General features: G+C 67.7%; 17 protein-coding genes, 2 tRNA genes and 1 pseudogene. 8 read left to right on the top strand and 12 right to left on the bottom strand.

Features of this window, described 5'->3' with window-relative positions:
- Window positions 1-5: 5 nt before the first annotated feature.
- The 5 genes from nuoN (at window position 6) to ABNX41_RS11590 (ending at window position 5638) form a co-directional block, all read left to right on the top strand.
- Window positions 6-1442: an NADH-quinone oxidoreductase subunit NuoN gene (gene nuoN / locus ABNX41_RS11570; protein ID WP_438669887.1), complete on the top strand. Its 1437-nt coding sequence runs from the start codon at window positions 6-8 to the stop codon at window positions 1440-1442.
- Entirely contained in the window at window positions 1443-2177 is a 735-nt protein-coding gene (locus ABNX41_RS11575; RefSeq protein WP_438669888.1) for a biotin--[acetyl-CoA-carboxylase] ligase, read from the top strand.
- 30 nt (window positions 2178-2207) lie between these two features.
- A complete protein-coding gene (locus ABNX41_RS11580; RefSeq protein WP_438669889.1) occupies window positions 2208-2981 on the top strand; it encodes a type III pantothenate kinase in 774 nt (257 codons plus the stop codon).
- Window positions 2978-4654, top strand: coding sequence for a ribonuclease J (locus ABNX41_RS11585; RefSeq protein WP_438669890.1), 1677 nt, complete (start codon window positions 2978-2980; stop codon window positions 4652-4654). Before ABNX41_RS11580 ends, ABNX41_RS11585 begins: the two co-directional genes overlap by 4 nt.
- 216 nt (window positions 4655-4870) lie before the next feature.
- The gene (locus ABNX41_RS11590) at window positions 4871-5638 is read left to right on the top strand and encodes an HD domain-containing protein (protein WP_438669891.1); all 768 of its coding nucleotides are present in this window, start codon (window positions 4871-4873) and stop codon (window positions 5636-5638) included.
- Here the strand turns inward: ABNX41_RS11590 and ABNX41_RS11595 are convergent.
- From ABNX41_RS11595 to hisA, 6 genes are all read right to left on the bottom strand, one after another.
- Complete coding sequence (locus tag ABNX41_RS11595; protein WP_438669892.1) at window positions 5574-6428, bottom strand: serine hydrolase domain-containing protein; 855 nt, start codon at window positions 6426-6428, stop codon at window positions 5574-5576. The two genes, ABNX41_RS11590 and ABNX41_RS11595, sit on opposite strands and share 65 nt — an antisense overlap.
- A gap of 121 nt (window positions 6429-6549) precedes the next feature.
- Complete coding sequence (locus ABNX41_RS11600; protein ID WP_438669893.1) at window positions 6550-6861, bottom strand: alpha/beta fold hydrolase; 312 nt, start codon at window positions 6859-6861, stop codon at window positions 6550-6552.
- A gap of 483 nt (window positions 6862-7344) precedes the next feature.
- Window positions 7345-8997 (bottom strand): DEAD/DEAH box helicase, encoded by a 1653-nt coding sequence (locus ABNX41_RS11605; protein ID WP_438669894.1) that lies wholly within the window; start codon window positions 8995-8997, stop codon window positions 7345-7347.
- Window positions 8998-9131: 134 nt separating this feature from the next.
- Window positions 9132-10028 carry a hypothetical protein gene (locus ABNX41_RS11610; RefSeq protein ID WP_438669895.1) on the bottom strand — a complete coding sequence of 299 codons (897 nt, stop codon included), beginning with the start codon at window positions 10026-10028 and terminating at the stop codon, window positions 9132-9134.
- 65 nt (window positions 10029-10093) lie between these two features.
- Window positions 10094-11692, bottom strand: a complete 1599-nt coding sequence (locus tag ABNX41_RS11615; protein ID WP_438669896.1) for a peptide chain release factor 3 — start codon at window positions 11690-11692, stop codon at window positions 10094-10096.
- Between the two features lie 151 nt (window positions 11693-11843).
- The gene (gene hisA / locus ABNX41_RS11620) at window positions 11844-12563 is read right to left on the bottom strand and encodes a 1-(5-phosphoribosyl)-5-[(5-phosphoribosylamino)methylideneamino]imidazole-4-carboxamide isomerase (protein ID WP_438669897.1); all 720 of its coding nucleotides are present in this window, start codon (window positions 12561-12563) and stop codon (window positions 11844-11846) included.
- A 143-nt stretch (window positions 12564-12706) separates the two neighbouring features.
- Between hisA and ABNX41_RS11625 the strand changes: the two genes are divergently transcribed.
- The gene (locus ABNX41_RS11625) at window positions 12707-13099 is read left to right on the top strand and encodes a DUF2147 domain-containing protein (RefSeq protein ID WP_438669898.1); all 393 of its coding nucleotides are present in this window, start codon (window positions 12707-12709) and stop codon (window positions 13097-13099) included.
- A gap of 130 nt (window positions 13100-13229) precedes the next feature.
- On the opposite strand, the gene hisH is transcribed toward ABNX41_RS11625, so the two are convergent.
- The 5 genes from hisH to ABNX41_RS11650 form a co-directional block, all read right to left on the bottom strand.
- Entirely contained in the window at window positions 13230-13871 is a 642-nt protein-coding gene (gene hisH, locus ABNX41_RS11630; RefSeq protein WP_438669899.1) for an imidazole glycerol phosphate synthase subunit HisH, read from the bottom strand.
- Between the two features lie 10 nt (window positions 13872-13881).
- Window positions 13882-14469 (bottom strand): imidazoleglycerol-phosphate dehydratase HisB, encoded by a 588-nt coding sequence (gene hisB, locus ABNX41_RS11635; RefSeq protein ID WP_438669900.1) that lies wholly within the window; start codon window positions 14467-14469, stop codon window positions 13882-13884.
- Between the two features lie 107 nt (window positions 14470-14576).
- A tRNA-Gly gene (locus ABNX41_RS11640) sits at window positions 14577-14651 on the bottom strand.
- A 334-nt stretch (window positions 14652-14985) separates the two neighbouring features.
- Window positions 14986-15060: transfer RNA gene (locus ABNX41_RS11645), tRNA-Gly, on the bottom strand.
- Between the two features lie 320 nt (window positions 15061-15380).
- The gene (locus tag ABNX41_RS11650; RefSeq protein ID WP_438669901.1) at window positions 15381-18827 is read right to left on the bottom strand and encodes a pyruvate carboxylase; all 3447 of its coding nucleotides are present in this window, start codon (window positions 18825-18827) and stop codon (window positions 15381-15383) included.
- Between the two features lie 292 nt (window positions 18828-19119).
- On the opposite strand from ABNX41_RS11650, the gene ABNX41_RS11655 reads away from it, so the two are divergent.
- On the top strand, window positions 19120-21654 hold the full coding sequence (locus ABNX41_RS11655; RefSeq protein ID WP_438669902.1) for an ATP-dependent helicase: 2535 nt from the start codon (window positions 19120-19122) through the stop codon (window positions 21652-21654).
- A 723-nt stretch (window positions 21655-22377) separates the two neighbouring features.
- Here the strand turns inward: ABNX41_RS11655 and ABNX41_RS11660 are convergent.
- Entirely contained in the window at window positions 22378-23538 is a 1161-nt protein-coding gene (locus ABNX41_RS11660; RefSeq protein ID WP_438669903.1) for a benzoate/H(+) symporter BenE family transporter, read from the bottom strand.
- Window positions 23539-24680: 1142 nt separating this feature from the next.
- Here ABNX41_RS11660 and ABNX41_RS11665 point away from each other — a divergent pair.
- Window positions 24681-24915, top strand: a pseudogene (locus ABNX41_RS11665) (IS110 family transposase); the annotation flags it as partial.

Genomic DNA, 24915 nt, shown 5'->3' on the forward strand with positions numbered 1-24915 from the left:
CGACCATGACCGCAGTTGATTTCAGCATCGTCCTGCCCGAGGTCATGCTCGCGCTCTATGCGATGGCGGCCCTGATGTTCGGCGTCTACACCGGCAAGGACAAGGTGGCGGTGCCGCTGGTCTGGGCCACGGCGGGGGTCTTCGTGGCGCTGGCGCTCTGGCTGGGCCTGGGCGGGGAGGGCGCGCGGACGGCCTTCGGCGGCATGTTCATCGACGACGCCTTCGCGCGGTTCGGCAAGGTGGCGGTGCTGCTTTCCGCCGCCGCCGTCCTGGTGATGAGCCAGGACTACATGTTCCGCCACGGCCTTTTGCGCTTCGAGTTTCCGGTGCTGGCCGCGCTGGCGGTGCTGGGGATGATGATGATGGTCTCGGCGGGCGATCTGATGGCGCTTTACCTGGGGCTGGAGCTGCAATCGCTGGCGCTTTACGTCGTGGCGGCGATGCGGCGCGATTCCGCGCGCTCGTCCGAGGCGGGGCTGAAATATTTCGTCCTCGGCTCGCTGTCGTCGGGCCTGCTGCTTTACGGCGCCTCGCTGGTTTACGGCTATGCGGGGACCACGCTGTTCGCGGGGATCGTCACCACGGTCGCCGATGGTGTGCCGCTGGGGCTTTTGTTCGGGCTGGTCTTCATGCTGGCGGGGCTGGCCTTCAAGATCTCGGCCGCGCCCTTCCACATGTGGACGCCCGATGTCTACGAGGGCTCTCCCACCCCGGTCACCGCCTTTTTCGCCACCGCGCCCAAGGTCGCGGCCATGGCGTTGATCGCGCGGCTGGCCTGGGAGGCCTTCGGCACCATCCCCGCGCAATGGGGCCAGGTGCTGGCGGCGCTGGCGGTGGCCTCGATGTATCTGGGGGCGGTGGCGGCGATCGGCCAGAAGGACATCAAGCGGCTGATGGCCTATTCCTCGATCGCCCATATGGGCTATGCGCTGATCGGCCTTGCCTCGGGCACGGTCGAGGGCACCCAGGCCACGCTGATCTACATGGCGATCTATGTCACCATGAACGTCGGCACCTTCGCCTTCATCCTGTCGATGGAGCGCGACGGGCGGCCGGTGACGGATCTGGCCAGCCTCAACATGCTGTCGAAGACCGAGCCCCTGAAGGCGCTGGCGCTGCTGGCGCTGTTCTTCAGCCTTGCGGGGGTGCCGCCCTTCGTCGGCTTCTTCGGCAAGTTCGCTGTGCTGAAGGCGGCGGTGGATGCGGGGATGGTCTGGCTGGCGGTGGCGGGGGCGGTGGCCTCGGTGATCGGTGCCTTCTACTATCTGCGCGTGATCTACTTCGTCTATTTCGGCGACAGCGACACCCCGGCGCAAAGCCGGATGGCGCCGGTGCAATGGCTGATGCTGGTCGCGGTCGCGGCGGCGATGCTGCTGGGGTCGATCAACCTTTTCGGGATCGAGCCGGTGGCGCGGGCCGCCGCCGAAGCCCTTGTCCGCTAGGTGGCCGCGGCGCTTCAGGCCGCGGCGCGGGTCCATCTCGCGGCGGTCGATTCCACCAATGCCGAATGTTTCCGGCGCGCGCCGGGGCTGAGGGCGCCGCTCTGGGTTCTGGCCGACGAACAGACGGCGGGCCGGGGGCGGCGTGCCCGGGCCTGGGCCAGCCCGCGCGGCAATTTCTACGCCAGCCTGGTGCAAAGGCTGGACGATCCCCCGGCGCGGCTTGGCCTGCGCAGCTTCACCACCGCGCTGGCGCTTTACGACGCCTTCGCCGAGGTGACGGGCATGACGGCGCCTTTCGCGCTGAAATGGCCCAATGACGTGCTGCTGAACGGCGGCAAGATCTCGGGCATCCTGCTGGAGGCGTCCGAGGGGCTGCTGGTGATCGGGATCGGCGTGAACCTGATCGGCGCGCCGCCGCCCGAGGCGGTGGAGCCGGGCGCCGTTGCGCCGGTCTCGCTGCTGGCCGAGACCGGGCTGCGCATCGCGCCCGCGCGGTTCCTCGATGCGCTCGCTCCCGCCGTCGTCCGGCACGAGGCGGTCCTGCGCGTCGAGGGGTTCGAGCCGATCCGCGCCGCCTTCCTGGCCCGCGCCGCCCGGCTGGGCGAGCGGATCCGCGCCCGCACCGGCCGCGAGACGCGCGAGGGCATCTTTGAAACCATCGACGGCGACGGCAATCTGATCCTGCGCGAGGGCGCGGAGCGGCGGGCAATCCCGGCGGCGGATGTGTTCTTCTAGGGCGATTTTCTGGGGCGAAAGGGGGCGATCATGCTTCTGGCCATCGACTGCGGCAACACCAATACGGTCTTTTCCATCTGGGACGGGTCGCGCTTCATCGCCACCTGGCGCATGGCGACCGATCACAAGCGCACGGCGGACGAATATTTCGTCTGGCTCAGCACGCTGAAAACGCTCAACCGGATCGAGGCCGATATTTCCGAGGCGATCATCTCCTCGACAGTGCCCCGGGTGGTCTTCAACCTCCGGGTGCTGTGCAACCGCTATTTCGACTGTCGGCCGCTGGTGGTGGGCAAGCCCGAATGCCGCCTGCGCAATCCCCCGCGCGTGGACCAGGGCACCACGGTCGGCCCCGACCGGCTGGTCAATGCGGCAGGCGCCTTCGACCGCCACGGCGGCGACCTGATCGTGGTGGATTTCGGCACCGCCACCACCTTCGACGTGGTCGATCATGACGGCGCCTATGTGGGCGGGGTGATCGCGCCCGGGGTGAACCTGTCGCTTGAGGCGCTGCACATGGCGGCGGCCGCGCTGCCGCATGTCGATATCACCAAACCCGCCAGCGCCATCGGCACGAATACGGTGGCCTGCATGCAGTCGGGCGTGTATTGGGGGTATATCGGGCTGGTCGAGGGGGTCGTGCGCCAGTTGCGCCGCGAACGCAACCAGCCGATGAAAGTCATTGCAACCGGGGGGCTTGCCCCTCTTTTCGCGCAGGACACCGCGCTGTTCGATTCCATCGAGGACGATCTGACCATGCATGGTCTCGTCCTGATCAACGAGTTCAACAAGGAAGACGCATGAAACGCGAGCGGCTGATCTACCTCCCCCTCGGCGGTGCCGGCGAAGTGGGTATGAACGCCTATGTCTACGGCTATGGCCTGCCGGGGAAAGAGCGGCTGATCCTTGTGGATACGGGCGTGACCTTCCCCGACATGGACGGCGCGCCGGGGGTGGATCTGATCATGCCCGACCTGTCGTGGCTTGAGGCGCGGGCCGACCGGCTTGAGGCGATCTTCATCACCCATGCGCATGAGGATCACGTCGGCGCCCTGGGCCATCTGTGGCCCAAGCTGCGCGCCAAGGTCCATGCCCGCAAGTTCACCGCCGCCATCGCGCGGCTGAAGATGGAAGAGGCGGGCCAGCCGCTGGACGCCGTGGTGACGGTCGATCCGCGCCCGGCCCGGGTCGAGGCCGGTCCCTTCACCGTGCAATTCGTGCCGCTGTCGCATTCCATTCCCGAAAGCGCCGCGCTGGTGATCGACACGCCCGCGGGCCGGGTGGTCCATTCCGGCGATTTCAAGATCGACCTCGATCCCGTGGTGGGCGAGCCTTTCGACGACGCCGTCTGGCGCGAGGTGGTGAAGGAGCGTCCGGTCAAGGTCCTGGCCTGCGATTCGACGAATGTCTTCTCGCTGCATCCCGGCCGGTCGGAATCGACCCTGGCCGGGCCGCTGGCGGAACTGATCTCGGCCGCGCCCTCGATGTTCGTGGCGACCACCTTCGGCTCGAACGTGGCGCGGCTCAAGACCCTGGCCGAGGCGGCGGTGGCCGCCGACCGCACCGTCTGCGTCATGGGGCGCTCGATGAAGCGGATGCTCTCGGTCGCGCAGGAGACCGGCGTCCTGGGCAGCTTCCCCCGCACCGTCACCCCCGAGGAGGCGCAGGAGATCCCGCGCCGCAACCTGATGCTTCTGGTCACGGGCAGCCAGGGCGAGAGGCGCGCGGCGGCGGCGGCGCTGTCGCGGGGCAAATACCTCGGCTTCGAGCTGCGCGAGGGCGACACCTTCCTGTTTTCCAGCCGGGTGATCCCGGGGAACGAAAAGGATGTGCTGCGGATCTGGAACAACCTGTCCGAGATGGGGGTGCGCATCGTCGACGACGCGGGCGGGCTCTATCACGTCTCGGGCCATGCCAACCGCCCGGATCTGGAACATGTCCACCGCCTGCTTCTGCCCGACATGCTGGTGCCGATGCATGGCGAGCACAGGCACCTTTCAGAGCACGCCCGGGTGGCGCTTGAGGGCGGCATCCCGGCGGCGGTGGCGACCAACGGCACCATGCTGGACCTGACCGGCGAGAGCCCCGAGGTGGCCGAGCGGATCGAGACCGGGCGGATCTATCTGGACGGTTCGGTCCTGATCGGCGCGCTGGACGGTATCGTGCGCGAGCGGATCCGCATGGCGCTGAACGGCCATGCGCTGGTGACGGTGATCCTGGACGAGGACGACGTGCCGATGGGCGAGCCCTGGGTCGAGCTGATGGGGCTGAGCCCCACCGGCCTTGGCGGCCGCCCCCTGAACGAAAGCATGGAGGCCGATCTGGCCGCCTGGCTGGAGCGCGCGGGCCGCAAGGTGCTGAAGAACGACGACCGGATGGAAGAGGACATCCGCCGCATGGTGCGCCAGCTCGCCATGGAGGAGATCGGCAAGAAGCCCGAGGTGACCGTGGTGATCAGCCGCCTCGTCGCGGAATAGCGCCGCCGAATGGCACCGGGCCGATCTGCCCTTCGGCCCGCGGCCCCGGCCGGAAGCTGGAAGGTCATCCGGCCCCGGTGGTCGGTCCCCAGGGGAAGCTCCCCGCCGAAAGCATCGCCGAAGACCGGCCCTCGCCCGCCGGAGCCGTGGTCGTCTTTCATGCGGGAGGTATCGGACAGGGGGGGGGGCGCTGAAATCTCGCTATGGACAGGGGCGATGCACAAGAGTTTTCCCGATTCCGGTCTTGCCCGGTCGTTGCTGCCACATGCCTTTGATCACCGTGACGGCGCTCATGATGAGGCGCATCTCCTGCGTGTCTGGCGAAACGTCGAGAAAATCATGGCCCGGGAAGGCGGCGACAGGGATATTCTGCTGGCCGCGACACTGCTGCATGACTGCGTCCGGGTGGACAAGGCCTCGCCAGAACGGCGGCATGCGTCCCGTTTCGCGGCAGAAAAGGCCGATGAGGTCTTGTCCGCGTTGGGATGGGAGGCTGGCAAGATAAAGCAGGTTTTCCATGCCATTGAAGCGCATAGCTATTCAGCGGGGCTTGAGCCTGTGAGCATCGAGGCGAAGATACTTCAGGATGCCGACGGGCTGGATGCGATAGGCTTCATTGGCGTGGCGCGGTGCATGTATCTGGCCGGAATGCGAGGGGCGGCCAGATACCAGACGACCGATCCCGGCGCGGTATCCCGGCCCCTCGACGACACGGCTTTTGCGCTGGACCACTTCCAGACCAAGCTCTTGACGCTGGCGGATGGGTTCCGCACCCAGACGGGCAGGGGCCACGGAACGCTCGGCCAGCCTGCGAGGCTTCTATACCGGGCTGCTGGCCGAGGTCTGCTAAGAACTCTTCGCGCCGTTGCCGCCACCGCCACCGGGCCGGGGGGAGCGGGCAGCCATGTGGACGGAGCAGTCAGTCGCGCGCTGCCGCTTCAACGGCAGCGAACTCCGCAACGCCCTCATTTGTCCCATCGGTAAAGCTCGCCACAGTGACAGGTCTCCGCAGATCGGGGAAGTGGTAGACTGCGTTGACGCTGAACGGACCACCGCCGGAATGGCCTATGACGCGACCGACATTCCCACATCGTCCGCTCATGAGCCCGAGTGCATAGCCACATTCCGTCCATGGGCGCCCCTCAATGGCCCCGCCAAGTGGGTGTTGGACCAGCATCTCGGCAAGGATTGATGCATTGAGCAACTTGCCACTGAACAGGGCATGTAAAAGCTTCGCGGCATCGGCGGCAGTGCCGATAAGGCAGCCGTGGTAAACCCACCCCGGATGATAACCCTTCGTCGCCTTCCAGTGGATACGTTCGAAATCGTGCCGCGCGGCAGCAAGTTCGATGCTGTCGAGGCCGAGCGGGTCGCAGATCATCTGCTTGAGCAGATTGGCAAATGGCAGCTGTGCCACATCTTCGATCAGATCCCGTGCCAGCATGTAACCAAGATTGGAATAGGACCAGCCTTTACCCGGCGCGAAAAGCCTGCCCTGCGCCATCGTGACCTCGCGCAGATGCTCGGCGGTCCAAGGCTGTTCAGTTTGTTCAACCGCCTTTCTGTAGCCAGGAACAGAGAAGTAATCCGGAAGGCCTGAAGTGTGATCCAGCACTTGGCGCAGCGAGAAGTCGTAACCCGCCAGGCGCCTGTCCGGATCAATCCGGCCCTCTTGCACCATCCGCAAGGCGCAGATGGCAATGACTGTCTTGGTGAAACTCCAGTAGGGGAACACTTCTGTCCCGGCTGTCTGATGGAGATCGTCATCAGACACGAAGATACGATGCGTAAAGATGGGTCGGTTCGAACTCATCTGTCCAGAGTAAGCTCTCGCTGAATGACGGCAAAGGGCTTCCTGCATCGATCCCGCCACAGGTGCAGGCACGGCAGCGCGGTCATTCGTTCAGGCGGACAGGAAAGCGCGGAGAAGTAACGACAGCTTCGATGTGAATCATCTGTCCTGTCTCGATGATCTCCATTTTGGCATTTGGAATTGCCTCCATCATCTCGGACGCTTCCTCCAATGAGCGCAGGCGATCCCTGGCCCCGGCCACGATCAAGGTGGGACAGTCGATTGCCGGAAGCTTCTGAAGGTCACCGTCACGCCTGAGCACGGCCTGATTTCGGAAAACCTGTCCGCCGAGGCGCAAGCTCATCGCATGGATGCGCTCGACGATGGCGGCATCCCCTTCGCGCTCGGGAGCCAAGGGAGCGACGGATGGGATGGCGGCTCAGGCCGCGAAACGCGGCAGGATCCATATCGGCGACCGCGGCTTTCCCCCGGGCCCCAACATTGCCATCGCCAAGGGCGGAAGTGGCGATCAGGACCATCTTGGCTCCCTTCGCTGTATTTCGCGCGCAGATAGCCTCCCATGGAAAAGCCGATGACGACGAGTTTTTCAGGTGCGACGGCAAGAGCCTTTGTCGCCATCTCCTTGATCGAGAGGGCATTGGCCGGATCGACGTAGATGACGGAGCCAAGGGCTTCAAGGTCCCGAGCGATGTCTGACCAAGCTCCGCATCCAGCATGAAGCCAGGCGCAAGGATGATCGCTATCTATGACCGCAACTTAGGGGAGGTCGGGGAACCTCAACCTAGACCGTCCTCCGGGGGCGCGAGATGCCGATGTCGGTTGGCGGGGCGGGTCCTGAAAGAAAAAGCCCGCCGGGAAGGGGCGGGCTTTTCGGGGATCAATCTTCCTCGGCGTGGACCGGGGTTTCGGCGGGGGCCTCTTCCTCGAAGGCGCGGGCCTCGTCGGCGGGGACGGGATCGGGCAGGCGGAAGCTGCGCAGGATGAAATCGGGGACGTGATCGCCCATGCCGATCACGCCGGGGCCATCGTCGCGGCGCTCGCGGCGGTCGTCACGGCGGTCGCGGCCGCGCTCGGGCCGTTCGGCGCGTTCGCGCGGGGGACGGCTGTCCGGGGTGCGCGAATCGCGGGGCGCGCGCTCGGCGAGTTGGGGCGCATCGTCCTGGGGCAGGGCGGCGGGCTCGGATGCGGCGGCTTCGACGGGCTCGACGGCAGAGGTCGCCGCCTCGGCGCCCTCGTCGCGGCGCGGCCTGCGGTCGTCGCGGTCGCGTCCGCCGCGCTTGCGGTCGCGTCCACCGCGTCCGCCACGCTCACCACCGCGTTCGCCGCCCCGCTCGCGCTCTTCGCGCGGCGGACGGCTGGAGCCGGCGGCCTCCAGGTCCAGCCCCTCGGGCAGCTCGGCGCGGGGGATCTCGGCCTTCACCAGGCTTTCCACCGCCGCCAGCAGCTTGGTGTCCATCGGGGTCGAGATGGTGAAGGCGCGGCCATGGCGCCCGGCCCGGCCGGTGCGGCCGATGCGGTGGACGTAATCCTCGGCATGCGACGGCACGTCGAAGTTGAAGACATGGCTGACCGCCGGAATGTCCAGCCCGCGCGCCGCCACATCGGAGGCGACGAGGATATGCAGCGAGCCGTCGCGGAAGGCGTCCAGCGTGCGCATGCGCTGCGACTGGTCCAGGTCGCCATGGATGGGGGCGGCGTTGAACCCGTGCGATTTCAGCGACTTCGCGACCACATCCACATCCATCTTGCGGTTGCAGAAGACGATGCCGTTGGTGCAGGCCTCTCCCTCGGCCTCGATCAGCGCGCGCAGGACGGCGCGCTTCTCGGTAAAGGCGCGATCCTTGCGCGAGGGCGTGAACTGGACCAGCTTCTGGTCGATGTTGATGTTGGTGGTGGCCTGGCGCGCCACCTCGATCCGGGCGGGGCCGGTCAGGAAGGTGTTGGTGATCCGCTCGATCTCGGGCGCCATGGTGGCCGAGAAGAACAGCGTCTGGCGGGTGAAGGGGGTCAGTTGGAAGATCCGCTCGATATCGGGGATGAAGCCCATGTCGAGCATGCGGTCGGCCTCGTCCACCACCATGATCTGCACGCCGGTCAGCAAGAGCTTGCCGCGCTCGAAATGGTCGAGCAGGCGGCCGGGCGTCGCGATCAGCACGTCGACGCCGCGGTCGATCAGCTTGTCCTGCTCGCCAAACGCCACGCCGCCGATCAGCAGCGCCTTGGTCAGCTTGGTGTGCTTGGCATAGGTGTCGAAATTCTCGGCCACCTGGGCGGCGAGTTCGCGCGTCGGCGCCAGCACGAGGCTGCGCGGCATCCGCGCCCGCGCCCGGCCCTGGCCCAGAAGCGTGATCATCGGCAGGGTGAAGGAGGCGGTCTTGCCGGTGCCGGTCTGGGCGATGCCAAGGACATCGCGGCCTTTCAGCGCCTCGGGGATCGCTTCGGCCTGGATCGGGGTCGGCGTTTCATATCCGGCTTCGGAGATGGCTTGCAACACGCGCGGATCCAGCGCGAGGTCGGAAAACTTGGTCATCAGCGTCCTGTAGATGCGGGATCGGCCCGCATGGGATTTCCTTTGGAAAAGGTCAGGGACGCGAAGCTTCCGGGCGTCCCGGCGTCATCGGCTGGTTCAGCCTGATCGCGCGATACATGATCGGGGGCCTTCGGTCAAGTTTCGTGGCGGATCGGCGGCTCCGGGGTGTCGGCGAGACCGGGGTCGGCGAGACCGGGGTCGGTTGGGCCGGGGCCGGGGGCATCGGCCGGATCGGCCGGGGTGGCGGTCGCGCGGTCGATCCGCGCGGCGCGGGTTTCCTCGCGCATCCGCTCCAGCCTGCGGAACAGCCCGACGGGATCGTGGTTCAGAAGCCTCAGCAGCCGGTGCGCGATCGGACCGGCGACATCGTCTTCCTCCGCCATCTGCCAGACCTGGGCCATCAGGTTGATGTCGAGCCCGCCGCCGAGCAGCGAAAAGCCGGGCATGCCCAGGGGCAGTTCTGCCCCCGCCTTGCGCTTCCTGCGGAACGGCTGGTCGCCGGAATTGCCCGAGAAGAACCGCTCGAATTCGTAAAGCTTCACCAGCGAGAAGAACATGTTCATCGCAAGGCCGATGCGGCGCTGGCCCTCGGTCCGCCCATGGTCGCCGAAGGTGATCGCCGATGAGATCAACCAGCGCGGCGGCAGTTCCGCCAGCAATTGCGCGCCATGTTCGGCCCAGATCCGGTGGAACAGCGCCGCCGCGCCCTCGGGCGCCTCGCGCTTGCGCAGATGCGCGATCAGGAGGCCGTTGAGCGCGGCCAGTTCCGAATGCCCGGCCAGTTCGACCCGGATCTGGCGCCGCTTCAGCATATGGGGCGAAAGGCGGCGCCTGGCCCGGGGCGGCGGCTCGTCGGCGGGGATGCGGCTCCGGGCCAGCGTGGCGAGATCGGCGTCGGGTGGCGGCAGCGCCTCGTCAGGGCCAAGGGCCAGGGGGACGCGGCGGATGTTCCAGACCTCGATCAGGTTTTCCGGCGCGCCGTCATAGACGGGCGGAAGGGGCGGGGGCGCGCGGTCGGCATCCGTCGGCATCGGGGCGGCTCCTTCTCCTTTGCGGCATGCTTGTCCTGCGGCGGCTGGCGCCGCCGCGCGCGCCGTCAGGCCATCATCTCCTTGGTCGCGGTCAGCCGCGCCGCGGGATAGTCGCGCAGCACCCGGTCGATGTCCCATTGCAGCCGGGTCAGGAAGACCAGATCGCCGTCCGAATCGGTGGCGATATGCTGGCGGTTGGCATTGACCAGCTTCTCGACCTCGGGCTTCTCGCCCGAGATCCAGCGCGCCGAGGAGAATTGCGAGCTCTCGAACCGCACCGGGATCTGGTATTCCTGCTGGATGCGGCTGGCCAGCACCTCGAATTGCAGCGCGCCGACGACGCCGACGATGAAGCCCGAGCCGATCATCGGCTTGAAGACCTTGGCCGCGCCTTCTTCGGCGAATTGCGTCAGCGCCTTTTCCAGATGCTTGGCCTTCATCGGATCGGTGGCGCGGATGGTCTGCAGCAGTTCCGGCGCGAAGGAGGGGATGCCGGTGAAGCGCAGCGCCTCGCCCTCGGTCAGCGCGTCGCCGATGCGAAGCTGGCCGTGGTTGGGGATGCCGATGATGTCGCCCGCCCAGGCCTCGTCCGCCAGTTCGCGGTCGGCGGCGAGGAAAAGGACGGGATTGGTCACCGCCATCGGCTTTTTCGAGCGCACATGGGTCAGCTTCATGCCGCGGGTGAAATGGCCCGAGGCGAGGCGGACGAAGGCCACCCGGTCGCGGTGCTTGGGGTCCATGTTGGCCTGCACCTTGAAGACGAAGCCGGTGACGCGGGGCTCGTCGGCGCCCACGGCGCGCTCGGCGGCCTTCTGCGGCTGGGGACGGGGGCCGTATTCGCCGATCCCCTCCATCAACTCCTTGACGCCGAAGGAATTGATCGCCGAGCCGAACCAGATCGGCGTCATGGCGCCGGCGAGGAAGGCGCCGCGGTCGAAGGCGGGCAGCAGCTCGCGCGCCATGGCGATTTCCTCGCGCAACTGCGCCAGTTGGGCTGCGGGCACATGTTCGGCGAGCCGGGGATCGTCGAGCCCGTCGAGCCGGATCGATTCCGCCACCCGGTTGCGGTCGGCGCGGTCCATCAGCTCCAGCCGGTCGTTGAGCAGGTCGTAGGCGCCGAGGAAATCGCGCCCCGAGCCGATCGGCCAGCTTGCGGGCGTCACGTCGATGGCGAGGTTTTCCTGGATCTCGTCGATGATCTCGAAGGTGTCGCGGGCCTCGCGGTCCATCTTGTTGCAGAAGGTCAGGATCGGCAGGTCGCGCAGGCGGCAGACCTCGAAAAGCTTGCGGGTCTGGGATTCGACGCCCTTCGCGCCGTCGATCACCATGATGGCGGCATCGACGGCGGTGAGGGTGCGGTAGGTGTCTTCCGAGAAATCCGAGTGGCCGGGGGTGTCGACCAGGTTGAAGCGGTAGTCGCGATATTCGAAAGACATCGCCGAGGCCGAGACCGAGATGCCGCGATCCTGCTCCATCTTGAGGAAGTCCGAGCGGGTGCGCCGCGCCTCGCCCTTGGCGCGGACCTGGCCCGCCATCTGGATCGCGCCCCCGAAGAGCAGGAACTTCTCGGTCAGCGTGGTCTTGCCCGCATCCGGATGCGCGATGATCGCGAAGGTGCGGCGGCGGGCGATCTCGGCGGGGGGGGGGGGCGTTTGGTCGAGCATGGCGCGGCTTTTAGCCGGAATGCGGGCGCGCGTCCACGGGGGGAGTCGGGGCCGGGGCGGGGCCTGGGAGCGAGAGGAGGGGGCGCTGCCCCCTCGGCCCGTGCCGGGCCTCACCCCCGGGATATTTTTGCAAAGAAGAATGGGGGAGGGGTTAGGGGTTAAGGGTGGCGAGGGCTTTGCGCAGGTCGATGGCGCCGTCGTAGAGCGCGCGGCCCGAGATCGCGCCCGCGATCACGCCGGTGTCGCGCAGGGCGACGAGATCGTCGAGGCGGCTGACCCCGCCTGAGGCGATGACCGGGATCGAGACGGCGCGTGCGAGGGCCTCGGTCGCCTCGATGTTGGGGCCCGCCATCGCGCCGTCGCGGTCGATGTCGGTGTAGATGATCGCGGCCACGCCCGCATCTTCGAAGCTGCGGGCCAGATCGGTCGCCATGACATCGGTCTCGGTCGCCCAGCCCTTGGTTGCGACGCGGCCCTTGCGGGCGTCGATCCCGACCGCGACCCGGCCGGGGAAGGCGCGGGCGGCCTCGCGCACCAGGGTGGGGTTTTCGACAGCGACCGTGCCGAGAATGACCCGCGCCAGGCCTTTTTCCAGCCAGGCGGCGATGGTCGCCATGTCGCGGATGCCGCCGCCCAACTGGGCGGGGACGGTGATGCGGGTGAGGATCGCCTCGACCGCCGCGCCGTTCACCGGCTGGCCCGCGAAGGCGCCGTTCAGATCCACCAGGTGCAGCCATTCGCAGCCCGCCGCCTGGAATTCGGCGGCCTGGGCGGCGGGATCCTCGCCGAAGACGGTGGCGGCCGACATCTCGCCGCGCAGGAGCCGGACGCATTTGCCGTCCTTCAGGTCGATGGCGGGATAGAGGATCATCGCGGGCCCCCGGGGTTCTTGCTGGATCAGGCCCCCCTTTGGCATGTGGCGGGGGCGAAGGGAAGGGCGCGACCCGACGTCATGCTTGATCGGTGCGCGCGGTGGGAGGAGGCTGCCTTCTGCTTTCAGGAGGAGGAAGCCCGATGAGAAAACTTGTCTGCGCCGTGTTTCTGGTCTTCGGCGCCAGCGTCGCCCATGCCGCCGATCCGGCGGAGGGGCTGTGGAAGACCCGCCCCGACGACAACGGCAATTTCGGCCATGTCCAGATCGCACCCTGCGGCAAGGCGCTTTGCGGCACCCTGGTCAAGGCCTTCGACGGCGCGGGGAAGCCGGTCGAGAGCGCCAATGTCGGCCGCCGCATCGTCTGGGACATGGTGCCCTACGGCAATGGCCGCTACGACGATGGCAAGGTCTATTCGCCCGACCGCGACAAGACCTACAATGCCGAGATGCGGCTGAACGGCAACAGCCTGACCGTGAAGGGCTGCGTGCTGGGGATCTGTCGCGATGGCGGAAGCTGGACGCGGGTGAAATAGGCGAGGGCAGGACGAACCGCGGTGCCGGTGCGGCCAGAGCCGGACCGGCGCCCGCCCGCGTCGCGGCGCCCGCCCTCAAGGGGGCGGTCCGGGCTTTGGTGTGCCCGGGTCTCAGGGGGGGGCGCAGGCCTCAGGGGGACCAGGCCAGGAAATTCGCGATGATCCGCAATCCGGTGGCCGCGCTTTTCTCGGGGTGGAACTGGGTGCCGATGATATTGTCGCGCCCCACGATGGCGGTCACATCCCCGGCATAGTCGCAATGGGCCAGCCGATGCGCCGGATCCGCGGTGCGGAACTGGTAGGAATGGACGAAATAGGCGTGATCTCCGGTCCTGACCCCGGCCAGAGCGGGATGTGGGCGTTCGATCAGCAGATCGTTCCAGCCCATATGCGGCACCTTCAACCCGGACCGGGTGGGCCGGATCCGCGCCACCTCGCCGCCGATCCAGCCGAAGCCGGGGGTTTCCTCATATTCCAGCCCGCGATCGGCCAGCATCTGCATGCCGATGCAGATCCCCATGAAGGGCCGCGCGCGGGCGCGCACCGATTCGTCGATGGCCTCGAACAGCCCGCCATGGGCGCCGAGCGCGCGCCGACAGGCCGGGAAGGCGCCGTCGCCGGGCAGCACGATGCGGTCGGCGCGCAGCACGTCCTCGGGCCGGTCCGAGACGATGACCTCGCCCGCGCCGGTCTCGTTCGCCATGCGCTGGAAGGCCTTTTCGGCCGAGTGCAGATTGCCCGATTCGTAATCGACCAGAACCGTCAGGCCCATGGTATTCCCCCTACAAGGCGCCCTTGGTCGAGGGCAGGACCCCCGCCATGCGCGGATCGGGCTCCACCGCTTCGCGCAGCGCGCGGGCGACCGACTTGAAGGCGGCCTCGGCGATGTGGTGGCTGTTCAGCCCGTGGATCAGGTCGACATGCAGCGTGATCCCGCCATGGGTGGCAAAAGCCTGGAAGAATTCGCGCACCAGTTCGGTGTCGAAGGTGCCGATCCTGGCGCCTGGAAAGGGCAGGTTCCACACCAGGAAGGGCCGCGCCGACAGGTCCAGCGCGCAGGCGACCTGGGCGTCGTCCATGGCAAGGCGGAAATGGCCGTAGCGGCGGATGCCGGTCTTGTCGCCAAGCGCGCGCGCCAGCGCCCGGCCAAGCGCGATGCCGCAATCCTCGACCGTGTGGTGGTCGTCGATATGCAGGTCGCCCGTCGCCCGCAGCCGTATGTCGATCAGCGAATGGCGGGCAAGCTGGTCGAGCATGTGGTCGAAGAAGCCGACCCCGCTCTTGCAATCGCTGTTGCCGTTGCCGTCGAGGTTCACCTCGACCTCGATCGCGGTCTCGGCGGTTTTCCGGGTCACGCTGGCCTTGCGCATCTTCGCCTCCGCATCACTCTCGGGGCGGCAGTAGCGCCTTGGCGCCGATCCGGCAAGCCTTCGATACGCAAAAGGGGCGCCCGAAGGCGCCCCCTTGCGGATCCGATTGGAGCGGGCGAGGCGATTCGAACGCCCGACCCTAACCTTGGCAAGGTTATGCTCTACCCCTGAGCTACGCCCGCATCCGGTTCGGATGGCGGTGATCTAGCGAAGCCCGCGGCGCTTCGCAAGGGGGGCGGGCGCGAAATCTTTGCCGGGATGTTCCGGGTGGACGGGGAGGGCGGCGGGAGGGGCGGGGGCGGCGGGCGTTCGGGCGAAGCGGCGCGCGCGATGGCGGCGGGGCGGCTCTTCGTTTGACAGGGAGTCCAATCCCTGCCCGGCGGCGCGCGGCTTTCCGGGGCCTGTCGCCGAAGCTGTCGGGCCCGCGGCCGAGGCTGTCCGAAGTCATCGCACGAACGCAATCAGGACGCGAGAAAGCGAAAAGGGCGCCCGCGGGCGCCCTTTCGAAGATCCGGTTGGAGCGGGCGATGAGATTCGAACTCACGACCCTAACCTTGGCAAGGTTATGCTCTACCCCTGAGCTACGCCCGCATCCGGTCCGGATGGCGGTGATCTAGGCCAAGGCCCGGGGCTTCGCAAGAGGAAACCGGGCCTTGCAAGCGGAAAATTGCGCTCGCCCGGATCGGTGATCGGCTTCGCCTGCCGCCCGTCCCAGCCTTCCACCCGCCGAGCCTTCAACCGTCCGAGCCCTTCAACTCGCCCAGTCTTTTGGCCCGCTCAGTCTTTTGGCCGACCCAGTCCTTCAGACCGCTCAGTCCTTCAACTCGGCCATCGCTTCGACCCGCCCGGCAGGCTGCCGACCCAGATCCCAAGTGGATCAGCCCTTCAATTCGCCCAGCCCTCCGGTTCGCTCAGCCTTCCAGCTCGATCAGCAGGTCCTTGGCCTCGATCTGCGCGCCGGGCTGGACATGGACCGCCTTCACCACCGCCTCGCGGTCGGCATGCAGGCCGGTTTCCATCTTCATCGCCTCGATGGTCAGCAGCAGATCGCCCGCCCGCACCTTGGCGCCCGGCTGCACTGCAAGGCTGGCCACCGCGCCCGGCATCGGCGCGCCGATATGCAGGGGATTGCCGTCCTGCGCCTTGGGCTTGGCGGCGGTCTTGGCCTTGACGGCGCGGTTCGGCACCCGGATGGCGCGCGGCTGGCCGTTCAGCTCGAAGAACACCTTCACCTCGCCCGCGTCGTCGACATCGCCAAGCGTCAGGAAGCGGATTTCCAGCGTCTTGCCCGGCGCGATCTCGACCGAGATCTCCTCGCCCGGCTCCATCCCGTAGAAGAAGCAGCGCGTCGGCAGGATCCGCACCGGGCCATAGACCCTGTGGCGGCCCATGTAATCCAGGAAGACCTTGGGATACATGAGATAGCCGTTCAGATCCTCGTCGTCGATCTCAAGCCCGTTGAGTTCCGCGGACAGCTTCGCGCGGGTCTCCTCAAGATCCACCGGGGGCAGGCTCTTGCCCGGCCGATCGGTCAGCGGGGCCTCGCCCTTGAGAACCTTCTTCAGGATGCCCTCGGGCCAGCCGCCATGGGGCTGGCCCAGATTGCCGCGCAGCATGTCCACCACCGAATCGGGGAAGGCCATATCCACCGCCGGATCCTCGACCTGCGCCCGCGTCAGCCCCTGGGCCACCATGATCAGCGCCATGTCGCCCACCACCTTGGACGAGGGCGTGACCTTGACGATATCGCCGAACATCCGGTTGGCGTCGGCATAGGCCTGGGCCACCTCGGGCCAGCGGTCCTCAAGGCCCAGGCTGCGGGCCTGGGCCTTGAGATTGGTGAACTGGCCGCCGGGCATCTCGTGGAGATAGACCTCGGAGGCGGGGGCGGCGATGCCCGATTCGAAGGCGGCATACTGGCCGCGTACCTGCTCCCAGTAGTTCGAGATCCCGCGCACCGCCGCGATGTCCAGCCCGGTGTCGCGCTCGGTATGGCGCAGGGCCTCGACGATGGAGCCGAGGCAGGGCTGCGAGGTGCCGCCCGAAAACGCATCCATCGCCGCGTCGACGGCATCCACCCCGGCATCCACCGCCGCCAGCACCGTCGCCGCCGAGGCGCCCGAGGTGTCGTGGGTATGCAGATGCACCGGCAGGCCGACCTCCTGCTTCAGCGTCTTGACCAACTGGCGCGCGGCGGCGGGCTTCAGAAGCCCCGCCATGTCCTTGAGCCCCAGGATATGCGCCCCCGCCGCCTTCAACTCCTTGGCGCGAGAGACGTAATAGCCCAGGTCGTATTTCGCCCGGTCCGGGTCCAGCAGGTCGCCGGTGTAGCAGATCGTGCCCTCGCAGACCTTCCCGGCCTCGATCACCGCATCCATGGCGATGCGCATGTTCTCGACCCAGTTCAGGCTGTCGAAGACGCGGAACACGTCCACGCCGGATTCGGCGGCACGGGCGACGAAGCTTTGCACCACATTGTCGGGATAATTGGTGTAGCCCACCCCGTTCGAGGCCCGGAGCAGCATCTGCGTCATCAGGTTCGGCATAAGCGCGCGCAGGTCGCGCAGCCGCTGCCAGGGGCATTCCTGCAAGAAGCGGTAGGCCACGTCGAACGTGGCCCCGCCCCAGCATTCCACGCTGAAAAGCTGCGGCAGGTTGGCGGCATAGGCGGGGGCGGCCCGGATCATGTCGATCGAGCGCATCCGCGTCGCCAGGAGCGACTGGTGGCCGTCGCGCATGGTGGTGTCGGTGACCAGCACCTTCTTTTGCGCCTTGAGCCAGTCCGCCACCGCCTGGGGCCCCTGCTGTTCCAGCAGGTTGCGGGTGCCGTAGGCGGGCTGGTCGGTCAGCGGGCGCGGCGCGCGCGGCGACTTCACGCCCGCGGGGGGGCGGGCGCGGCCCGCGGTTTCGGGGTGGCCGTTGACGGTGATGTCGGCGATGTAGTTGAGGATCTTCGTCGCCCGGTCGCGGCGCTTCTTGAACTCGAACAGGTCGGGCGTGGTGTCGATGAATTTCGTCGTATAGCTGTCGTCGAGAAAGGTCGGATGCTTGAGCAGGTTGATGACGAATTCGATATTCGTCGCCAGCCCCCGGATGCGGAATTCGCGCAGCGCCCGGTCCATGCGGCTGATCGCCTTTTCCGGCGTCTGCGCATGGGCGGTGACCTTCACCAGCAGGCTGTCGTAATGGCGGGTGATCACCCCCCCCGCATAGGCCGTGCCGCCATCCAGCCGGATGCCGTTGCCGGTGGCCGAGCGATAGGCGGTCAGGCGGCCGTAGTCGGGGATGAAATTGTTCAGCGGATCCTCGGTCGTCACCCGGCATTGCAGGGCATGACCGTTGAGCTGCACATCGGCCTGGGAGGCGACGCCGGTCGCCTCGGCCAGCGTCCGGCCCTCGGCGATCAGGATCTGGGCCTGGACGATGTCGATGCCGGTCACCTCCTCGGTGACGGTGTGCTCGACCTGGACGCGGGGGTTCACCTCGATGAAGTAGAATGCGCCCTCGTCCATATCCATCAGGAATTCGACGGTGCCGGCGCATTCGTAATTCACATGCTGGCAGATCCTGCGCCCCATCTCGCAGACCTCGGCGCGCTGCGCTTCGGTCAGATAGGGGGCGGGCGCGCGTTCGACGACCTTCTGGTTGCGGCGCTGCACGGTGCAGTCGCGTTCCCACAGGTGATAGATGTTGCCCTGCTTGTCGCCCAGGATCTGCACCTCGACATGGCGGGCGCGCTGGATCATCTTTTCCAGATAGCCCTCGCCATTGCCGAAGGCGGCCTCGGCCTCGCGTCGGCCCTCGCGCACCTTGGCCTCGACCTCGGCCTCGGAAAGGATCGGGCGCATGCCACGCCCGCCGCCGCCCCAACTGGCCTTGAGCATCAGGGGATAGCCGATTTCCGCCGCCTGGGCGCGGATCAGCGCCATGTCGTCGCCCAGGACCTCGGTCGCGGGAATGACGGGCACGCCCGCCTCGATCGCCACGCGGCGCGCGCTGGCCTTGTCGCCCAGGGCGCGCATGGTCTCGGCCCGGGGGCCGATGAAGGTGATGCCCGCCGCCTCGCAGGCCTCGACGAAATCGGGGTTCTCGGAAAGAAGCCCGTAGCCCGGATGGATCGCGTCCGCGCCCGACATCTTGGCCACGCGGATGATCTCGGGGATCGAGAGATAGGCGCCGACGGGAGACAGCCCCTCGCCGATCAGATAGGCCTCGTCCGCCTTGAACCGGTGCAGCGAGAGCTTGTCCTCTTCGGCATAGACCGCAACCGTCTTCTTGCCCATCTCATTGGCCGCGCGCATGACGCGGATGGCGATTTCACCTCGGTTGGCGACAAGGATTTTCTGGAATTCGGGCATGGTCTGCTCTCCCGTGCTGGCCTGCTCACCCCCGCACCTTAGGGTTGCTGCGCTGCGGCGCAAGGTGGGGATGTCATCGAAGTGCAAAGTTTGCGAAATATTCAGGCACCGTTTTGCAGTTGCTAATCCCGCCGCCTACGGGCCGGGCAGGCGCCATCCCCGGGGGCGGGGGGCGGGGTGCGGGGCCCGGTGGGCGGCCCGGTGCGGGGCGCGATCCGGCCGGTGCGGGCTTCCGTCCGGCAAGGGGGGAACATTACTTGAACGTCGCGGGCTCTGGCGATAGGTTCGGGGCATGAACCCCTGGGATGAATCCGACGCCTTCGAGGCCGCCGCGCGCCCTGCCGCCCCCGAGGCGGCCGTGGCCCTTTCGCAACGCGCCATGGCCGCGCGCCCGATGCCGTGGCTGGACGGGCTGAACCCCGCGCAGCGCGCCGCTGTCGAGGCGCTGGACGGCCCGGTCCTGATGCTCGCGGGGGCGGGCACCGGCAAGACCCGGGCGCTGACCGCGCGGATCGCCCATCTGCTGACCCTTGGCCGCGCCCGCCCGAACGAGATCCTGGCCGTCACCTTCACCAACAAGGCCGCGCGCGAGATGAAGGACCGGGTGATCCGCATGCTGGGCCCGGCGGCCGAGGGCATGCCCTGGATGGGCACCTTCCACTCGCTTTCGGTCAAGATCCTGCGGCGGCATGCCGAACTGGCCGGGCTTCGGCCGAATTTCACCATCCTCGACACCGACGACCAGGTCCGGCTGCTCAAGCAGTTGATCGCGGCGCGCAACATCGACGACAAACGCTGGCCCGCGCGGATGCTGGCCGGGCTGATCGACCAGTGGAAGAACCGCGCCTGGACGCCCGCGCAGGTGCCCTCGTCCGAGGCGGGGGCCTACAACAATCTGGGGACCGAGATCTATGCCGAATACCAAGCGCGCCTGCGCAGCCTGAACGCGGTGGATTTCGGCGACCTGCTGTTGCATTGCGTCACCATCTTCAAGGCCCATCCCGACGTGTTGGCGCAATACCAGCGCTGGTTCCGCTACATCCTGGTCGACGAATACCAGGACACCAATATCGCGCAATATCTGTGGCTGCGGCTGCTGGCCCAGGCCCATCACAACATCTGCTGCGTCGGCGACGACGACCAGTCGATCTATGGCTGGCGCGGCGCCGAGGTCGGCAATATCCTGCGGTTCGAGAAGGATTTCCCCGGCGCCCAGGTGATCCGGCTGGAGCAGAACTACCGTTCCACCCCGCATATCCTCGGCGCCGCCTCGGGCGTGATCGCGGCCAATTCGGGGCGGCTTGGCAAGACGCTCTGGACCGAGATCGAGGAGGGCGAGCGGGTCCGCCTCATCGGCCATTGGGACGGCGAGGAGGAGGCGCGCTGGATCGGCGAGGAGATCGAGGCGCTTCAGCGCGGCACAAGGGGCCTCGATCCGGTCGGGCTGAACGATCAGGCCATCCTCGTGCGCGCCAGCCACCAGATGCGCGCCTTCGAGGACCGCTTCCTGACCATCGGCCTGCCCTACCGGGTGATCGGCGGCCCCCGCTTCTACGAGCGGGCCGAGATCCGCGACGCCATGGCCTATTTCCGCCTGGCCGTCTCGCCCGCCGACGACCTCGCCTTCGAGCGGATCGTGAACACGCCCCGGCGCGGCCTTGGCGACAAGGCGGTGCAGGCGATCCAGGTCGAGGCGCGGCGGCTTGGGATCAGCCTGGTCGAGGGCGCGCGCGCTCTTCTGGCCCAGGGCGGTATCGCCGGACGCGGGGGGGCGCAGTTGCGCGGCTTTCTCGAATCGCTCGACCGTTGGGGCACGGCGATCCATGGCGCGCCCGCCGCGCCGCGCGACCAGTTGATCGAGCCCTTCCTGCCCGAGACCCCGGCCGCCACCGACCTGTCGCATGTCCGGCTGGCCGAGACGATCCTTGAGGAATCGGGCTATGTCTCGATGTGGCAGAACGACAAGTCGCCCGATGCGCCGGGCCGTCTCGACAACCTCAAGGAGCTGGTGAAGGCGCTGGAGCAGTTCGACAGCCTGCAGGGCTTTCTGGAACATGTCAGCCTGATCATGGAAAACGACAGCGAGGATGCGACCGAAAAGGTCTCGATCATGACGCTGCATGCCGCCAAGGGGCTTGAGTTTCCGGCGGTCTTCCTGCCGGGATGGGAGGACGGGCTGTTCCCCAGCCAGCGCGCCATGGACGAGGGCGGGCAGAAGGCCATCGAGGAAGAGCGCCGTCTGGCCTATGTCGGGCTGACCCGGCCCGAGCGGATCTGCACCGTCTCCTTCGCCTCGAACCGCCGGGTCTATGGCCAGTGGCAGTCGCAACTGCCCTCGCGCTTCATCGACGAGATGCCGGTGGCCCATGTCGAGGTGCTGACCCTGCCGGGCCTGCATGGCGGCGGCTATGGCGCGGCGGCGCCGGGTTTCGGCCTGGGGGCGGGATCGGGCCGGTCGGTCTCGGATGTCGAGGCGCGGGCGACCAGCGCCGATGTCTATAATTCCCCGGGCTGGCGCCGCCTGCAGGAACGGCAGAAACAGCCGCCCGCAACCCGCCCGCGCAGCCCTGGCGTGACCATCGACGCGACCCGGGTCGAGCCGGGGGCCGGGGGGGAGGGCGGCTATGCCATCGGCGACCGGGTGTTCCATGTCAAATTCGGCTATGGCGCGGTGACGGGGGTGGAGGGCGACAAGCTCGATATCCGCTTCGACAAGGCGGGGGAGAAGAAGATCATCGCCCGTTTCGTCATGCCGGCCGATCTGGGGGGGGAACTCGAGGGCGGGTCGGCACCCCGTCCCGGCGGCGACAGCGAGGTCCCGTTCTGAGCCCGGGTCGCGTCGGCATCCGCCGGAATGCGAAGTGGCCGATCTGGAGTTTGCGGGAACTGACCGCAAGGCGCCTCATCGGGGATCGCGCTGAGGAGGTGGCCGCTGTTTCGCCGGGAACAGAGGAATGTCGATCGGAAAACGCCGGGAAATCTGCGTGTTTTCCGCCCGATCGCGCCTAGAGGGAAAGCCTCTGTGCTGCGAGGCGCGAAGCGCCTTTTCGGCGGCCTGCCTGCAATAGGCCCGGGATAAACCTGATCCGTCTGAACGAGGCCGAAACCCCTTTTCGGCGATCTGGTTGCGATGTTGCTCCGAAGCTTCGGGTTCTGCCTGGCCTTCCGGGGGGCTGGTTTCCAGAGGCGGCATTCCCTGCCCGGATCCTGTTTCTCGCCTCCCCTTGACAGGCTGTTGAAAAAGAATTTTGGCGCGGTCTTGAAGCGAAAATCTTCCCGACACGGTAGAAAAATGGACCGAAAACGGCCTGTTTTGGTGCGCTATCGGTCGAATTTCCTGTTTTTTGACGCAAGCTGCAGTTGCACATGACTTTTTCAGCAGCCTGTTAAGGCCGTGCTGATGTCAACGCGCGCCTGAGGGAGGATGCGGCGGGGAAAAGCGCGTCCTTCCCCGGAACCCGTGGGGCGGCCTCACGCCTGCCCCTGCCGACAGCTTTGGCCTTCGGTCAGGCCCGGCGCGCCCGCGGTGCATGTTCGGCGCCCGCCGCCTTCAGCCGCGCGCCCGCGCCGTGGCCCAGCCCCGCTCCAGCGCGTGGAAGGCAATCCCCCAGACCAGCCCCCAGAAGGCCGCGCCCACGCCGAAGACCGCCACGCCCGAGGCGGTGACCACCAGCGTCAGCGTCGCCGCGAACCGCGCCTCGGGCCGGGCGAAGGCGGTCGCCAGCGCCCCGGTCAGCGGCCCCAGCAGCGCCAGCGCGACCAGCGCCGCCATCACCCCCGGCGGCAGCGCGGCCAGCAGTTCCAGGATCAGCGGGCTGAACAGCCCCAGCCCGACCCAGATCGCGGCATAGACCACACCGACCTTCCAGCGGCTTTCGCGGTCGGGATGCACGTCGGGCCCCATGCAGATCGCCGCCGTGATCGCCGCCATCGAGGTGGTATGGGCGCCGAACAGGCCCGAAAGCGCCGAGAGCGCCCCGGTCACGCCAAGGGCCGAGCGCACCGGCGGCTCGAACCCGGCGGCGCGCATCGTGGCAAAGCCCGGCAGGTTCTGCGAGGCCATGGTGACCAGGTAAAGCGGCAGGCCAAGCCCGATCAGCACGCCCGGATCCCAGGTGGGGGCGATGAATTCCAGCCGGGGCAGGGGCAGGGACAGTGCGGGGGGCGCCGCCTCGCCCAGGGCGAAGGCCAGCCCCAGCCCGACCGCCAGCGCCGCCAGCACCGCCATGGCGGGATTGGCCAGCCGCACCAGCGCGAAGACCAGGATCATCGGCAGGACCAGCAGTGGCGCGGCCTGCGCCGCGCCGGGCCCGGCCAGGCAGAAGGGCAGAAGCACACCCGCCAGCATCCCCCCCGCGATCCCGTCCGGGATCATCGCCACCGCGCGGCCAAGGGGGCGCAGCGCGCCGGTCAGCGCGATCAGCCCCCCCGCCAGCACGAAGGCGCCGACGGCCGAGGCGATGTCGACCCCTTCGGTCGCCGCGACCAGCGCGGCGCCGGGGGTGGACCAGGCCAGCACCACCGGCACCCGATGCCGGATCGACAGGATCGCCGATCCCGCCGCCTTGGCCAGGCAGATCGCCAGCACCCAGCTTGCGGTCTGGCCCGGGCTCGCCCCCACGGCGGCGGCGGCGGAAAGCACCAGCGCGATGGTCGAGCCATAGCCGACGAGGGCTGCCACCAGGGCGGCGGAGAAAAGCGATGCGGGCATGCGGCGGGCTCCGTGCTGCGGGTCTCGTGGCCGGGCCTTAGGCGCGACCCGTCGCGAAGACAAGACCCGGGCCGAGGGCAGGCGCCGGGGCGCGGCGCCCGCAAGGGACGGGGCCCCGGCGGCTTGCCGTTGAAGACGGGGCCCGGAACGGGGGCGGAGCCTGCAACCGGGCGAATCTCTAGGCCTTGACCTGGGGTCAGGGCCCCGCTTGGCTTTCCCGATCCCGATCCCGATCCCGATCCCGATCCCGATCCCGATCCCGATCCCGATCCCGATCCCGATCCCGATCCCGATCCCGATCCCGATCCGGTTGCACTCACCCCATCCCGGGCCGGTTTCGCCATGCCCAACGGCTAAGCTTCCGGCCATGGCGAGCGACGGCAGTCGCCCGGGCGGGACGAGGTGCGGCGCGCCTTCGGCGGATTGCCATGGGGGCTGCGGGCCCGGGGCGTTTGACCATGGAGCCGCCTGCCATGGGAGCCGCCTGTCATGGGCGATGACTTGCCCGAAAGGACCTGTCGCAAGGTCCGCCGTGGGGCGCGCCGGGGAGGTTCAATCCTGGAAGGCTCTCGGCCACGGAACGTCAGACATCGAGCGTTGGCCGGGGAGCGTTGGCCGGAGAGCGCTGGCTGGGGTCTCCGGGTGTTTTGCCGTGGGGCCGCCTCTCGGGCGGCGGCGATTTGTGCGCGATGGGCTGGCGCAGGGCCTGTCCCCGGGAAAGTGCATCCCGAGGGGGGGCTACCCGGGGGGGGCGGTCATTGAGCTGGGGGGGCTGGGTGTCTGGCGACGGCTGCCTTTCGGAGGGCTTGCTTGAAAGGACCCTGCCGTAAGGCCTGTTCGCGAGCTTCCCATCCCAGGACGCTTTCGGTCATGGAAGGTCTATCGGTCGCGAGGGGAGAGCGGGGTGGAGGCCGGAGGATCGCTCTGTCGGCCTTCCTCTGGCGGGAGACGCCGGTGGGCGCGGGCGCGCGTCAGTGGCAGGGAGCACCCCACCGCCCTGAAGCGGTGTCGACATCGCCCGAAGATGGGATAATCGGCTTGGCGCCCATCTTCGACCGTTGAGAGGAGGTGCTGCGCTTCGAGCTGATGATAAAACGTGGTCTGCATTGGACAGCCACAAGCATCAGGAAAGGAAGCGCAGCATGAAGTATTATGCCGGTCTCGACGTCTCGGTGAAAGAGACTTCTGTTTGTATTGTCGATGAGAAGGGTAACATCTACCGGGAACAGAAGGCGGTCTCGCACCCGGACGATCTCGTTGGCCTTCTGCATGGTCTTCAGGTGCCACTTGAGCGCGTCGGGCTTGAAGCAGGCCCGATGTCGCAGTGGCTGTTCGATGGATTGGCCAAGGCGGGTCTGCCGGTGATCTGCATCGAGA

Origin of the sequence: Pseudogemmobacter sonorensis (genome assembly GCF_042762395.1) — a bacterium.
GTDB lineage: Bacteria > Pseudomonadota > Alphaproteobacteria > Rhodobacterales > Rhodobacteraceae > Pseudogemmobacter > Pseudogemmobacter sonorensis.

Excerpts from the sequence above, each read along its gene's own strand:
- ABNX41_RS11660 (WP_438669903.1), bottom strand. The coding sequence starts at position 23,538 with ATGCCCGCATCGCTTTTCTCCGCCGCCCTGGTGGCAGCCCTCGTCGGC.
- ABNX41_RS11615 (WP_438669896.1), bottom strand. The coding sequence starts at position 11,692 with ATGCTCGACCAAACGCCCCCCCCCCCCGCCGAGATCGCCCGCCGCCGC.
- hisB (WP_438669900.1), bottom strand. The coding sequence starts at position 14,469 with ATGCGCAAGGCCAGCGTGACCCGGAAAACCGCCGAGACCGCGATCGAG.
- ABNX41_RS11650 (WP_438669901.1), bottom strand. The coding sequence starts at position 18,827 with ATGCCCGAATTCCAGAAAATCCTTGTCGCCAACCGAGGTGAAATCGCC.
- nuoN (WP_438669887.1), top strand. The coding sequence starts at position 6 with ATGACCGCAGTTGATTTCAGCATCGTCCTGCCCGAGGTCATGCTCGCG.
- hisH (WP_438669899.1), bottom strand. The coding sequence starts at position 13,871 with ATGGGCCTGACGGTTCTGGTCGATTACGAATCGGGCAATCTGCACTCG.
- ABNX41_RS11590 (WP_438669891.1), top strand. The coding sequence starts at position 4,871 with ATGCACAAGAGTTTTCCCGATTCCGGTCTTGCCCGGTCGTTGCTGCCA.
- ABNX41_RS11580 (WP_438669889.1), top strand. The coding sequence starts at position 2,208 with ATGCTTCTGGCCATCGACTGCGGCAACACCAATACGGTCTTTTCCATC.
- ABNX41_RS11585 (WP_438669890.1), top strand. The coding sequence starts at position 2,978 with ATGAAACGCGAGCGGCTGATCTACCTCCCCCTCGGCGGTGCCGGCGAA.
- ABNX41_RS11605 (WP_438669894.1), bottom strand. The coding sequence starts at position 8,997 with ATGACCAAGTTTTCCGACCTCGCGCTGGATCCGCGCGTGTTGCAAGCC.
- ABNX41_RS11610 (WP_438669895.1), bottom strand. The coding sequence starts at position 10,028 with ATGCCGACGGATGCCGACCGCGCGCCCCCGCCCCTTCCGCCCGTCTAT.
- ABNX41_RS11655 (WP_438669902.1), top strand. The coding sequence starts at position 19,120 with ATGAACCCCTGGGATGAATCCGACGCCTTCGAGGCCGCCGCGCGCCCT.
- ABNX41_RS11625 (WP_438669898.1), top strand. The coding sequence starts at position 12,707 with ATGAGAAAACTTGTCTGCGCCGTGTTTCTGGTCTTCGGCGCCAGCGTC.
- hisA (WP_438669897.1), bottom strand. The coding sequence starts at position 12,563 with ATGATCCTCTATCCCGCCATCGACCTGAAGGACGGCAAATGCGTCCGG.